This is a genomic window from Rhodococcus sp. WB1 (assembly GCF_001700945.1).
Taxonomy (GTDB): Bacteria; Actinomycetota; Actinomycetes; order Mycobacteriales; family Mycobacteriaceae; genus Rhodococcus; species Rhodococcus aetherivorans.
On record NZ_CP015529.1, the window covers coordinates 1,052,668 to 1,065,279 of the forward strand.

The 12,612-nt window shown below is 74.6% G+C and carries 12 protein-coding genes; 3 read left to right on the top strand and 9 right to left on the bottom strand.

The features are described 5' to 3' along the window. Window positions 1-132: 132 nt before the first annotated feature. Entirely contained in the window at window positions 133-555 is a 423-nt protein-coding gene (locus A4U64_RS04715; protein ID WP_006932425.1) for an NUDIX hydrolase, read from the top strand. An 11-nt stretch (window positions 556-566) separates the two neighbouring features. Here the strand turns inward: A4U64_RS04715 and A4U64_RS04720 are convergent, their stop codons facing one another. The 6 genes from A4U64_RS04720 to A4U64_RS04745 form a co-directional block, all read right to left on the bottom strand. Further along, complete coding sequence (locus A4U64_RS04720) at window positions 567-1,739, bottom strand: hypothetical protein (protein WP_065922269.1); 1,173 nt, start codon at window positions 1,737-1,739, stop codon at window positions 567-569. 2 nt (window positions 1,740-1,741) lie between these two features. After that, on the bottom strand, window positions 1,742-3,922 hold the full coding sequence (locus A4U64_RS04725) for an AAA family ATPase (RefSeq protein ID WP_006932419.1): 2,181 nt from the start codon (window positions 3,920-3,922) through the stop codon (window positions 1,742-1,744). A 21-nt stretch (window positions 3,923-3,943) separates the two neighbouring features. Continuing rightward, the gene (locus tag A4U64_RS04730; protein WP_006932417.1) at window positions 3,944-4,858 is read right to left on the bottom strand and encodes a CDP-alcohol phosphatidyltransferase family protein; all 915 of its coding nucleotides are present in this window, start codon (window positions 4,856-4,858) and stop codon (window positions 3,944-3,946) included. Further along, on the bottom strand, window positions 4,855-5,568 hold the full coding sequence (locus A4U64_RS04735; RefSeq protein WP_006932415.1) for a phosphatidylserine decarboxylase: 714 nt from the start codon (window positions 5,566-5,568) through the stop codon (window positions 4,855-4,857). Before A4U64_RS04735 ends, A4U64_RS04730 begins: the two co-directional genes overlap by 4 nt. A gap of 74 nt (window positions 5,569-5,642) precedes the next feature. Further along, a complete protein-coding gene (locus A4U64_RS04740; protein WP_006932414.1) occupies window positions 5,643-6,110 on the bottom strand; it encodes an SRPBCC family protein in 468 nt (155 codons plus the stop codon). A gap of 52 nt (window positions 6,111-6,162) precedes the next feature. Continuing rightward, window positions 6,163-6,675 carry a DUF1707 SHOCT-like domain-containing protein gene (locus tag A4U64_RS04745; RefSeq protein WP_006932413.1) on the bottom strand — a complete coding sequence of 171 codons (513 nt, stop codon included), beginning with the start codon at window positions 6,673-6,675 and terminating at the stop codon, window positions 6,163-6,165. Between the two features lie 147 nt (window positions 6,676-6,822). Here A4U64_RS04745 and A4U64_RS04750 point away from each other — a divergent pair, with 147 nt between their 5' ends. Next, window positions 6,823-7,443 carry a PadR family transcriptional regulator gene (locus tag A4U64_RS04750; protein ID WP_198163394.1) on the top strand — a complete coding sequence of 207 codons (621 nt, stop codon included), beginning with the start codon at window positions 6,823-6,825 and terminating at the stop codon, window positions 7,441-7,443. A 165-nt stretch (window positions 7,444-7,608) separates the two neighbouring features. Then, a complete protein-coding gene (gene hutH, locus A4U64_RS04755; protein WP_065922270.1) occupies window positions 7,609-9,156 on the top strand; it encodes a histidine ammonia-lyase in 1,548 nt (515 codons plus the stop codon). Between the two features lie 3 nt (window positions 9,157-9,159). On the opposite strand, the gene A4U64_RS04760 is transcribed toward hutH, so the two are convergent. The 3 genes from A4U64_RS04760 to hutI are packed head-to-tail and all read right to left on the bottom strand — an operon-like array spanning window position 9,160 to window position 12,612. Continuing rightward, window positions 9,160-10,398, bottom strand: a complete 1,239-nt coding sequence (locus A4U64_RS04760; protein WP_065922271.1) for an NAD(P)/FAD-dependent oxidoreductase — start codon at window positions 10,396-10,398, stop codon at window positions 9,160-9,162. 37 nt (window positions 10,399-10,435) lie between these two features. Continuing rightward, window positions 10,436-11,431 carry a formimidoylglutamase gene (gene hutG, locus A4U64_RS04765; RefSeq protein ID WP_065922272.1) on the bottom strand — a complete coding sequence of 332 codons (996 nt, stop codon included), beginning with the start codon at window positions 11,429-11,431 and terminating at the stop codon, window positions 10,436-10,438. Beyond that, entirely contained in the window at window positions 11,428-12,612 is a 1,185-nt protein-coding gene (hutI, locus tag A4U64_RS04770; RefSeq protein WP_065922273.1) for an imidazolonepropionase, read from the bottom strand. The genes hutG and hutI overlap by 4 nt, the downstream gene beginning before the upstream one ends.

The window sequence follows — 12,612 nt, forward strand, 5'->3', positions numbered from 1 at the left end:
GGGAAATCCCGATGCACGTGCTGCTCTGCAAATGGACAAATCGGATTCGGTGTCAGCTTACCGGCAGCATTCGCACGGTTGCGAATCGGCCGCCGACGCTCCGATGTCCGATTCCCATCGTAGAGTGCCCCCATGCCCGAGACCGGACCGATCCGTACCGCCGCGCTCGCGTACGTCCGCGACGGACGCCTGTTGCAGACCCGTTCCGCCGGCAAGACCGCCTTCTACATGGCGGGCGGCAAGATCGATCCCGGCGAGACCCCCGAGCAGGCCCTGCACCGGGAGATCCGCGAGGAACTCGGCGTCGGCCTCGTCGACGGCACCGTCGCCGAGGTCGGGATCTTCGAGGCCGAGGCCTTCGGCCATCCGGTCGGCACTCGCCTGCACATGACCTGCTTCACGGCCGAGCTGGCCGGGGAACCGCGCCCGGCGGCGGAGATCGCCGAACTCGGCTGGTTCACCGTCGCCGAGTACGCTGCCCTGCCCGAGGTCGCGCCGGGTTCGATGCTGGTGTTCGAGCACCTGCACGCCCTCGGTCTCGTCCGGGCCGAGTGAGACCGGCCACGTCAGCTCCGGCAGCGCCACGCGCATACCGCGCCCGTCGCCGCCAGCGCACCGGTGAGCAGCCGCGGGTCGGCGGGTAGCGCCCAGACCGCGGCCACCGTGGCGGCCGCGACCGGCAGCACCAGGCCCATCGCGGCGATCGGTGCCGCACCCGGCAGCGCCGCCCCCAGCGCCAGGCCGGTGCCCGCGGCGACCAGCGCCACACGCACCAGCAACTGCGGGCCGTCCGCCGCGGTGTCGGGCCACAGCGCCGCGGTCAGCGTGACGACCAGGGCCACCCCCAGGCCCAGCTCGACCCGCGGGACCCGCCACGCGAGCGCGGCTCCCGCCGCGACCGCCAGCACCCCGGCCGCGGGAACCCACGCGGACACCTCCCTCCCGGCCAGGTCGTCGACCAGCGGGTACGCCGCGGCCGTCGCCCCGATCGCGGCGACGGGGAACCGGCCGTCTGCGAAGGGCAGGAAACGGCCGACGGCCTCCGCACCGAGCACCGTCGCGGCGAGCACGGCCGCGGCGGCCAGCCACATCCACGCCGCAGCCGAGGTGGCCTGCTCGCCCGCCCAGCCGGCGAGCACGTGCATGCCGACGGTCAGCGCCGCCGTCGCCCCGACCGCGACGATCGGCAGCCGCGCCTCCGGCCGCTGCACCCGGGCCCCGGCCCCCGCGACGAATGCGGCGAGCACCACGGCCCCGGCTGCGACGGCGAGCGGCCACTGCAGCGGCGACGGCAGCGCCGACGACTGCAGGGACGTCCCCATCGGGCCGGCGAGCAGGAACACCGCCCACGCCCCGACGACCACCGCCCACTGCCCGATCGGTTCGCCCCACGCCGCGGCGACCGCCGCCCCGAGCAGGATCCCGGCGGCTCCCGCACTGATCAGGGGCAGCACGGTGAGGGTGTCGGGGTCGGCGGCAGGTACCGCGAACCGCACCGTCCCCAGCACCACCGTGCAGCCGGCCGCCAGCAACCACGCCGTGCGGCGCGACCCCGAGCGTTGCAGGCCCGCGACCGCCAGCACCGCCGCCACCGCGAACACGATCGGCCCGGTGGCGCTGCCCGTCGCGGCGGGGAGCGCCACCCCGTCCACCGCTACGGCGAAGCCGGCGAGGGCGCCCGCGCACAACGCCGCGAGACCCGCGACCGGCTCGTCCAACCGCACCGTCGCCGCCGGCATCGTCAGCGCCCCTCGGCGTAGGCCCGCAGGTGTTCGACCTGCGCGGCCTCCAGCGACGGGCGCACCGCCTTCCGCGCCGCCGCGACGTCGTCGGCGGTGACGGCCGCGGCGTCGACGCTGCGGCGCATCGCCGCGAGCGCGGCCTCCCGCAGGAGCGCCGAGCAGTCCGCCGCGGAGTAGCCGTCGAGGTCCGCGGCGAGGGCGCCGAGGTCCACATCGTCGGCCAGCGGCACCGACTTGCCCGCGGTGCGCAGGATCGCGGCGCGCGCCTCGGCGTCCGGCGGCGGCACGAACACCAGCCGCTCGAGCCGGCCGGGGCGCAGCAGGGCCGGATCGATCAGGTCGGGCCGGTTGGTGGCGCCGAGCACCACGACGTCGCGCAGCGGTTCGACCCCGTCGAGTTCGGTGAGCAGGGCGGCCACCACCCGGTCGGTGACGCCGGAGTCGGAGCTCTGCCCGCGGCGCGGGGCGAGCGCGTCGATCTCGTCGAGGAACACCAGCGCCGGTGCGGAGTTGCGGGCCCGCTGGAACAGCTCCCGCACGGCCTTCTCCGAGGCGCCCACCCATTTGTCCATCAGCTCGGCGCCCTTGACGGCGTGCACGCTCAGCTGTCCCGAGCTGGCCAGCGCGCGCACCAGGAAGGTCTTGCCGCAACCCGGTGGCCCGTAGAGCAGTACACCGCGCGGCGGCTCGACGCCGAGGCGGGCGAACGAGTCGGGGTGGTGCAACGGCCACAGCACCGCCTCCGTGAGCGACTGTTTGGTGTCGACCATGTCGCCGACGTCGTCGAGGGTGACGCTGCCGATGGCCAGCTCCTCGGTGCCCGATCGCGACAGCGGGCGGATCACCTCGAGCGCACCGAGCAGGTCATCCTGAGTGAGCCTCGGCTCGGTGTCGTCGCGGCTCGCCCGCGCCGCCGCCCGCAGCGCCGCCTCCCGGCACAGGGCGGCCAGGTCGGCGACGACGAAGCCGGGCGCGCGGGCGGCGACGGCGTCGAGCGAGAGGGTGTCGGTGGGCACCCGGCGCAGCAGCACGTCGAGCAGGGCGCGACGGGTGGCGCCGTCGGGCAGGGGCAGGGCCAGTTCCCGGTCGCAGATCTCGGGGGAGCGGACCCGCGAGTCCACCTCGGTGGGGTGCGCCGTGGTCGCGACGAGCGCGACCCCGACGGTGTCGACGGCGCGGCGCAGCTGGTCGAGGATCAGCGCCGACACCGGTTCGGGGTCGGCGGGCAGCAGGGCGTCGATGTCGGTGACGAGCAGGACCCCGCCGGGGGCCAGATCGGCGACGGCGGTGGTCACGCGGCGCAGCCGATCGTCGGCGGCAGTGGCGCCCACGCTCGGCCCGTCGAGCTCGACGACGCGACGGCCGGCGAGGACTGCGCGGGCGAGGGTGGCCTTGCCGACGCCGGCGGGCCCGGTGATCAGCACTCCGAGGTGGGGGGAGGCGCCGAGGGTGCGCAGCAGTTCGGGCTCGTCGAGGGCCAGCTTCAGCCACTCGGTGAGCCTGCCGGCCTGGGTCTGCACGCCGACCAGGTCCTCCACCGGTGGCGGCGGCGGTGCGGGGATCGCGGGCCGGGCCGACGGGGCGGCGGCCGGGCGGGGGCCGGCGACGGCCCGCCCGGCCGGGGTGGTGCCCCAGCTCACCGCGGTGTTCGGTTGCACGCTCACCGGTGCGGCGGGGTCGACGGCGGTGACGGTGAGCAGTTCCGTGGTCCAGGCGATCCCGAACGTGCGGGACAGGGTGCGCGTGGTGGGGGCGGTGCTCGTGCCCGGTCCGAGATCGCGGGGCAGCAGCGACACCGCGTCGCCGACGGTGAGGACCTTGCCCAGCAGTGCCTGGCGCAGGGTGACGTCGTCAATCGTGTGGGTGGCGAGTGCCGATCCGGTGACCGCGACCGTGCGGGCGCCGTGGACGACGACCGGGCCGACGAGGACGGTGGCGTCCTCGCGCAGCCCCACGTTGGAGAGCGTCACGTCGTCGAGCAGGATCGTGCCGGTCGGCGTGCCGGCGGGGGCGAGGCCGGCGACGGCCGCGGTGCGGCGCCCCCCGATCAGCGCGATCGCGTCCCATTCGCGCAGGCCCAGCGCGGTGAGCACCTCCGGGTGCACGCGGACGACGCCGCGGCGCGCATCGGCCGCGGAGGTGTTGAGGCGGACGGTCAACGCGAGTTCGGGGCTGCTCACCCCGCCGAGCCTAGAGCGTCGTCAGCGTCCGCGGGGGCGGCGCAGACCGAGTCGCGCGGCGGACTGCCGGGGCTGCGGGGCGCGCCGGATCGCGACCCGCCGTGGCCTCAGGGCGCGGTGCTCGGCGCGCAGGGCGCGCCGCTCGGACGGCTTGATGTTCCATGTCTCCGGCCGCGCCGCCACCCAGCGCTTGGAGCGGATCGCGAACGGGATGTGCGCCAGGTACAGGCCGATGAGGACGAGCATGAGCACGTACGGGTAGGTGACCAGCGCGGCCGCCGCGACCGCCACGAGTACCAGGAGGATCACCGCGTAGCGGGGCGGCACGGACACCGACTTCATCGCCAGGGTCGGTATCTGACTGACGACGAGGGCGGCGGTGAGCAGCGTCCAGGCGGCCACGACGGGGTAGGAGTCCCACCAGCCCTCACCCCACTGGATGTGCGCGGCGACCGGCGCCAGGGCGACGAGGGCGCCGGCGGGGGACGGCACGCCGACGAAGTACTCGCGGGCGTAAGCGGGCACCGTGTCGTCCTCGAGCAGGGTGTTGAACCGGGCGAGGCGCAGGACGATGCTGACCGCGTACAGCAGGGAGATGATCCAGCCGAACGGGCTGCCGTCCAGCAGCGTCACGTACAGCACGAGGGCCGGGGCCACGCCGAACGCCACCGCGTCGGACAGCGAGTCCAGCTCGGCGCCGATCTTGGTCGTGGCGTCCAGCAGGCGGGCGATGCGCCCGTCGAGGGAGTCCAGCACCGCTGCCGCGCCGATCATGCCGAGGGCGGTGCCCAGCTGGCCGTCGAGGGCGAACTTCACCGCGGACAGGCCGGCGGAGAGCGCGAGGATCGTGATGACACTCGGCAGCAGCCGCACGGCCTGCGGGCGACCGCGGCGTTTGCGTTCCGGGGCTGCCGGGGAGGCGGCGGACGGGCTCACGGCAGCTGGGCGATGACGGTCTCGGCGCCGATCGTCTTCTGCCCGCGTTCGACGAGGAGGGTGCTGCCCGGGGGCAGGTAGGTGTCGACACGGGAACCGAAGCGGATCAGGCCGTAGGTGTCGCCGATCGGCAGCGTGTCGCCCGCCTTCGCGTCGCACACGATGCGGCGGGCGAGCAGCCCGGCGATCTGGACGACGGCCACGTCGGCGCCGTCGCGGGTCTCGAGGAGCATGCTGTTGCGTTCGTTGACCTCGCTGGCATCGGCGAGGTCGGCCGAGAGGAACTGCCCGGGGCGGTGCACGACCTTGGTGACGGTGCCGCCGACGGGGCTGCGCTGGACGTGCACGTCGAGCACGGACAGGAAGATGCTCACCCGCGGCCGCGGCTCGGTGCCCATCTCGAGTTCGGCGGGCGGCACCGCGGTGTCGACGAGGGCCACCTCGCCGTCCGCCGGGGCCACGACGACGCCGACCCGGTTGGGCGGCACCCGGTGGGGGTGGCGGAAGAATCCTGCGGTGGCGGCGGCCGAGACGAGGCCGGCGCGACGGACCCACTTGCGGTTGCGGCCGAGCGCCGCGACGGCGAGCGGGGCGGCGACGAAGGGGATGCCTGCCGGGTGGAGCGGTGGAATCGTCTTGCGGACCAGTTCGAGAACGTGCTCGACGCTGGTGGGCGGTGGGGTTCCGGGGGGTGTGGGCTTTCGGGCCACGGCTCCTCTTAGTGTCGCGCGGTGTGACCCGCGGGCGTGCGGCCCGCGGGCTAACACAGCCTACGCGAGGAGGGTCACCGTGCGAGGGCCGCGCCCTCGGCCTCGTTCCTGATGCGCGCGAGGGTGGCGTTCATGCCGACCACCATGTCGTCGTCGAAGGCGGTCGCGCCACCGAGGACCTTGTCGATGAGGAACTGCGAGACCTTGCTGGTCCCGGTGGGCGCCTCCCGTCGCTGGATCACCCGAGTGCCGGTGTCGGTGGGCTCGAGGGTGAACGACCAGACGGTGCGGTTCTCGTTGACCCGGAAGCGGAGCAGGCGCCCCGGTTCGAAGGCGAGCACCTTGGCGGTGGTGGGCCACACGAGCAGGCCCTTGCGGTTGACATTGATCGTCTTGGTCCCGACTCCGACGGGTCCGCCCAGCACGGCCATCTTCCGGCACTGCGGGCTCCACTCGCCCATCCGCTTCAGGTCGGAGATCACATGCCACACCTGCTGTGGCGATGCGGCGATCTCGACGGTGGCTTCGAGGGTCTTCGACACGGGGCCTCCCTGATTCTTCGCGTAACCGCGAGTTACAAATACTGCCGGTCGATCATATCCGAGTCTGTGACGCCCGCCACCCGGACGTGCACCACCCGCCGGCGGGGAGGGCCCGCGACGAGCCGCGGCCGGGGTGCGCCCGGTGGCCGGCGCCTTCCCGTCCGGCGAGGGTCCGGCCGAGCAGTACCAGGCCCCACGGCCCGATCACCCAGACCGGCCACGGGTACACGGCCGCGCCGACGGCGATCGACACGATCGCCCAGATCACGAGGTTGACCGTCCCGGCTGCGGCCCAGGCTCCCCACTCGATCCGCTGATGCAGGGGGAGCCGGCGGTCCGCGGTGCGGGCCCGGGCGGGCGGGGGTGCGGGTGAGGCCGGGGGTGCGGCCGGAAGGTCGCTCAGTACCCGGTGCGCCTCGTCGGTGGTGACGGACCGGTACACCTCGCCGACCCGCTGGTCGAACTCGCCGATCGTGAGCCGGCCGGCGGTGAGATGCCGGCCCAGCTCGTCGACGAGCCGCTCGCGTTCGGGGTCGGAGATCCGGACACCGTTGACGTATTCCATCGCTGCCTCCTGCGGAGGGTCGAGACCACTGAGGTTCCACAGTGGAATGTCGATACCACCATGGTGGATATGCCACAGTGGAATGTCGATACCACCATGGTGGATATGCCACAGTGGAATGTCAAGCCCCCGGGAAAGGTGTCCGCCATGGTCGACCGTCCGCTCGATGCCCCCGCGGCTCGTCCGCTCGACGCCACCGCGGCTCGTCCGCTCAACGCCACCGCGGCTCGTCCGCTCAACGCCACCGCGGCTCGTCCGCTCAACGCCACCGCGGCGTCGCTGCTGGGATTCCTGCACGAGGGTCCGAAGACCGGGTGGGATCTGGTGGTGACCGCGCAGGAGCGGATCGGGAAATTCTGGTCGATCACGACCAGTCAGGTGTATCGCGAACTCGCCGCCATGGAACGGGCCGGTCTCGTCGAGGCGGGCGAGGTGGGCCCGCGCGACCGCAAGCCCTTCGCGCTCACCGCCTCCGGCCGCGCCGCATTCGCCGAGTGGATCGAACGCGAACCCGGACCGGAGAACATCCGCTACCCGCTGCTGCTCACCGTCGCGTTCGGCAGGCACCTGCCGCCCGGCAGGCTGGCCGAGATGCTCGCCGTCCACCGCGCCGCCCACGAACGCCGGCTCGCCGACTACGAGCGCGCCGCCGCCGAGCACTGCGCGGACCCGTACTCGTCGGCGACCCTGGACTTCGGCATCGTCTACGAACGGGCCGTGCTCGAGTGGTTCGGCCGGGTGGCGGACACGCTGGGGCCGGCCTCGTGAACCGGAGGCGTGGGACCGTGCCCACCTGACGATCGACACGGCTGTGGCCGGTCCCGACGATGCGGTCACCACGATCCGGCGCGAAGCCGGCCTTCTCGACCCCGATTCGGCGGCGCGCCGGCCGGTGCCGGGGACACAATCCGGATAGCGCGTATCGATCGGGAGGTGGCCGTGGCCGAGGAGGTCGTCGTCGGGGTCGGTCCCGTCTCGACGGACGAGGTCCTGCGCGTGGCGCGGTCCGGCGCGCCGGTCCGGCTCTCCGCGGACGCGCTCGCCCTCATCGGCGCGGCCCGTGCCGTGGTCGACGCGCTCGCCCGCGACCCCCGGCCCGCGTACGGCATCACCACCGGGTTCGGGGCGCTCGCCACCCGCCACATTCCCCCGGAATCGCGAATCGATCTGCAGCGCAGCGTGATCCGCTCTCACGCCGCCGGGACCGGTCCCGAGGTGGAAGGGGAGGTGGTCCGCGCGATGATGCTGCTGCGCCTGTCCACCTTCGCCACCGGGCACACCGGGGTCCGCCCCGGGACCGCCACGGCCTACGCCGCGATGCTGAGCGCGGGAATCACGCCGGTGGTGCCCGAGCACGGCAGCCTCGGCTGTTCCGGGGATCTCGCGCCGCTCGCCCACGTGGCCCTCGTCCTCACCGGCGAGGGCGAGGCCCGCGACGCCGCCGGCACGCTCGTGCCGGCCGCGCAGGCCCTCGCCGCGGCGGGCCTCGCGCCCGTCGTGCTCGCCGAGAAGGAAGGGCTCGCCCTGATCAACGGCACCGACGGGATGCTGGGCATGCTGGTCCTTGCCTGCCACGACCTGCGCGCCCTGCTGCGGCTCGCCGACGTCACGGCCGCGATGAGCGTCGAGGCCCTGCTCGGCACCGACCGGGTCTTCGCCGCCGACCTGCACGCCCTGCGGCCGCACCCCGGCCAGGCCGTGGCCGCCGCCAACATGACCCGGCTCCTCGCCGGCTCCGCCGTCGTGGCCAGCCACCGGACCCCGGACTGCCCGGTGGTGCAGGATGCCTACTCGCTGCGGTGTGCCCCGCAGGTCGCGGGCGCCGCGCGCGACACCCTGACCCACGCCGAGCAGGTCGCCGGACGCGAACTCGCGGCCGCGATCGACAACCCGGTCGTCACCCGCGACGGCCGGATCGAGTCGAACGGCAACTTCCACGGCGCCCCGCTGGCGTACGTCCTCGACTTCCTCGCCGTCGTCGTCGCCGACGTCGCGAACATCAGCGAGCGCCGCACCGACCGGCTGCTCGACGTGGCCCGCAGCCACGGCCTGCCGCCGTTCCTCGCCCACGATCCCGGCGTCGACAGCGGGCACATGATCGCCCAGTACACCCAGGCCGCGCTCGTCGCCGACCTCAAGCGCCTCGCCGTGCCCGCCGCCGTCGACTCGATCCCGTCGTCGGCCATGCAGGAGGACCACGTCTCGATGGGCTGGTCCGCCGCCCGCAAGCTGCGCCGCGGCCTCGCCGCGCTGACCCGTGTCCTGGCCATCGAGGCACTCACCGCGGCACGCGCACTGGACCTGCGCGCCCCGCTCACCCCGGCCCCCGGCACCGGCGCGGTGGTCGCCGCGCTCCGCCGGCACGTGGCCGGGCCCGGCCCGGACCGGCATCTCGCCCCGGAGATCGACGCCGCGGCCCGGCTCGCCGCGAGCGGAGAACTCGTCGCCGCGGCGGAATCCGCGATCGGGGCCCTGGACTGATCGTCAGCGGAGCGGGTCGAACTGCCGCGGCACCGCCGCCCGCGCACCGGTCATCGCGCCGGCCAGCAGGCGGCCGGTCAGCGGGCCCAGCGCCACGCCCCACATGCCGTGACCGCCGGCGACGAACACGCGCGCGGAGCGGGTGCCGCCGACCAGCGGCAGACCGTCCGGGGTGCAGGGACGCGAGCCCACCCACTCCTCCGCCCGGGCGGCCCAGTCGACGCCGGTCAGCAGCGGCCGCGCCGCGTCGACGATGGCCTGGATCCGCCGCGGGTCGAGCGGGGCGTCGGGCCGGCGGAACTCCATCATCCCGGCGATGCGGAACCGATCGTGCAGCGGCGTGCACGCGACCCGCTGGGCCGGGAAGTAGATCGGGTTCTTCGGCAGGTGCGCCGGGCGCACGCTGAAGCTGTAGCCGCGACCGGCCTGCACCGGCATCCGGACCCCGAACGGCCGGGCCAGGTCGTTCAGCCGGGCCCCGGTGGCCAGCACCACCGCATCCGCCGCCCGGTCCCCGCCGCCGGTGCCCACCACGCGCACGTCCCGCGGGCCGTCCCGGACCGCCTGCACCTCGAACCCGGTGACGACCTCACCGCCACGGTCGCGCACCGACTCCGCCAGCGCGGCGACGAACCGCGGCGGGTCGACGAACCGCTGCCCCCGCAGCCGGATCCCGGCCCGCACCCCGTCGCCGAGCAGCGGCTCCAGGGTGCGGATCGTGTCCCCGTCGAGCAGGTCGAAATCCACCTCGCCGCCCGCCGCGACCACCTGCCGGAACTCCTCGACGAGCACGCGACGGTCGTCCTCGGACGCGAACGCTGCCAGGAACGGATCCGCCGGGCGGGTCTGTTCGACGACACCGCCGCGGGCCAGATCGTCGTAGGCGCCCAGCGCCATCCGGTTCACCTCGGCGAACACCGCCATCGCCGCGCGCCACCGGCGGGCGGTGCAGTGCCGCGCGAATCCCGCCAGGAACCGCCACAACCGCAGGTCGACCGCGGGCGGCACGTACACCGGGGACGACGGCGTGAGCATCGAACGGATCCCGTACCGCAGCACCGCCGGTTCCGGCAGTGGCAGGGTCAGCGCGGGGGCCAGCCAGCCCGCATTGCCCCACGACGCATCGGCGGCCACCCCGGTGCGGTCGAGCACCGTGACCTCGACGCCGCGCTCCTGCAGGAACCAGGCCGCCGACAACCCGACGAAGCCCGCCCCGACGACGACCACCCGACGAATCGCCATGACGCACTCCCGATCTCGAGGTACCCCATCACCTCCATCATGGACCGTCGCCGGGCTCGGTGCCCGCGAACCGGGGGTGGTCGCCCGCCGGCCGCCCCGTGACGATCCGGTGGATCAGCCGGGCCGCCGCCCGGGCCGTGCGCCCGTCGACGTCGACGGCCGGCGCCAGCTCGGCGACGTCGACGAGCGCGAGCCTGCCGCTGCGCGCCACGACGTCGCACACGTGCTGCACCACCTCGAACGCGACGCCGCAGGCCGCCGGGGCGCTCACCCCGGGCGCCACCCAGCCGGGCAGCACATCGAGGTCGATCGTCAGGTGCACCGCGTCCACCGCGCGGACGAACTCCTCGACGAACGTCTCCACGACGGGCAGGTTCGTCGCGCGGCACTCGTCGTCCAGCAGGTACCGCACCCCGAACTCGTCCGCGGCGGCGAACAGCGCGGCCGTGTTGCTCGGCTGCGCGATGCCCACCACCGCGTAGCGCAGCGACCTGCCCTGTTCGCGTTCGCGTTCGGCCATCTGCCGGAACGGGGTGCCCGACGTGGCGACGGGCGCCGCCCGCAGGTCGAAGTGCGCGTCCAGGTTCAGCACGCCCCAGCGGGTCCCGGCCCGCGCGGCCGCGGACCCGGCCCAGCCCAGGTAGCTGCCGAAGGCCACCTCGTGCCCGCCGCCGAGCACCACCACCGCATGCCCCGCGTCGAGCAGCGCGGTGACCGCCGCGCCGAGGCGGCGCTGCCCGTCCTCGAGGGCGCCGCCGCGCACCGCGACGTCGCCGGCGTCGTGGATCGTCGCCGGCGCCGGCAGCGCCAGCGACGCCAGGGCGTGCCGCAACGCGACCGGCCCGTCCGCCGCGCCGGGCCGCCCCTGGTTGCGGCGCACGCCCTCGTCGCTGCGGAATCCGATCAGGACCTGCGCCCGCGCGGCGTCCGCGGGCAGCGGCGCCACCACGTCGTGCCAGCGCAGGTGCTCGGGACCGGGGCCGTCGTCGCGGCCTGTCCACGGCGCAGGCGGCACGTCGACCGGAATCCTCACATCCGCAGTCCTTCCTGCCAGACCTCCCGGACCAGCTGCACTCCCGGCCGGTACGCCAGGTGCAGGTACGACGGCGCGTCCAACGCGATCAGATCTGCCCGTGCGCCCTCCCGGACGACGCCGACGTCGTCCCGGCGCAACGCCGCGGCGCCCCCGGCGGTCGCCGCGTGGACCGCCTCCTCCGGGCTCATGTGCATCTCGCGCACCGCCAGCGCGATGCAGAACGGCATGCTCGTGGTGTAAGAGGTGCCGGGGTTGCAGTCGGTGGCCAGCGCGACGGTGACATCCGCGTCCAGCAGTGCCCGCGCGTCCGGATACCGGTTGCGCGTGCAGAAGTCGGCGCCCGGCAGCAGCGTCGCCACCGTGCCCGAGCCGGCGAGCGCCGCCACGTCCGCCGCCGTGGTGTAGGTGACGTGGTCCACCGATGCCGCACCGACCTCCACCGCCAGCTGCACGCCCGGCCCGGGACCGAGCTGATTGCCGTGCACCCGCGGGGTGAGGCCGTGCGCCATCCCTGCCTGCAGCACGGCCCGGCACTGGTCGGCGTCGAACGCGCCCCGCTCACAGAACACGTCGATCCACTTCGCGTGCGGCGCGCACACGGGGACCATCTCCTCGCACATCAGCCGGACGTAGTCGTCGGGGCGGCCCGCGAACTCCGGCGGCACGGCGTGCGCGGCGAGCAGCGTCGTCTCCGGCGTGAACACCTCGGCCACCCGCAGGCAACGCAGCTCGTCGGCGACGGACTGGCCGTACCCGGACTTGCACTCGACCGTGGTCGTCCCGGACTGCCACCCCTCGGCGACGAGCCGCGACACCGTCGCCCCCAGCGCGCGATCGGTCGCCGCGCGGGTCGCCGCGATCGTCGTGGCGATGCCGCCGGCGGTGTAGGGGGCACCGGCCATGCGGGCGGCGAATTCCTCGGCGCGCTCCCCGGCGAACACGAGATGCGTATGACTGTCGACGAATCCGGGCAGCACGGCGCGGCCCTGCAGGTCGTGCCGGTCCGCGGCGGCCCCCTCGGGGACCCGGTCGCGCGGCCCCACCCACCGGATCAGACCCTCGCCGACGACCACCGCGGCGTCCACGAGCACCCCCAGCGGGCCCCGGTCGAGTTCCGGGTCGTTCGTGACGAGGCAGCCGATGTTGTCGAGCAGTGTCCAGTTCCGCCCGGGCGACAC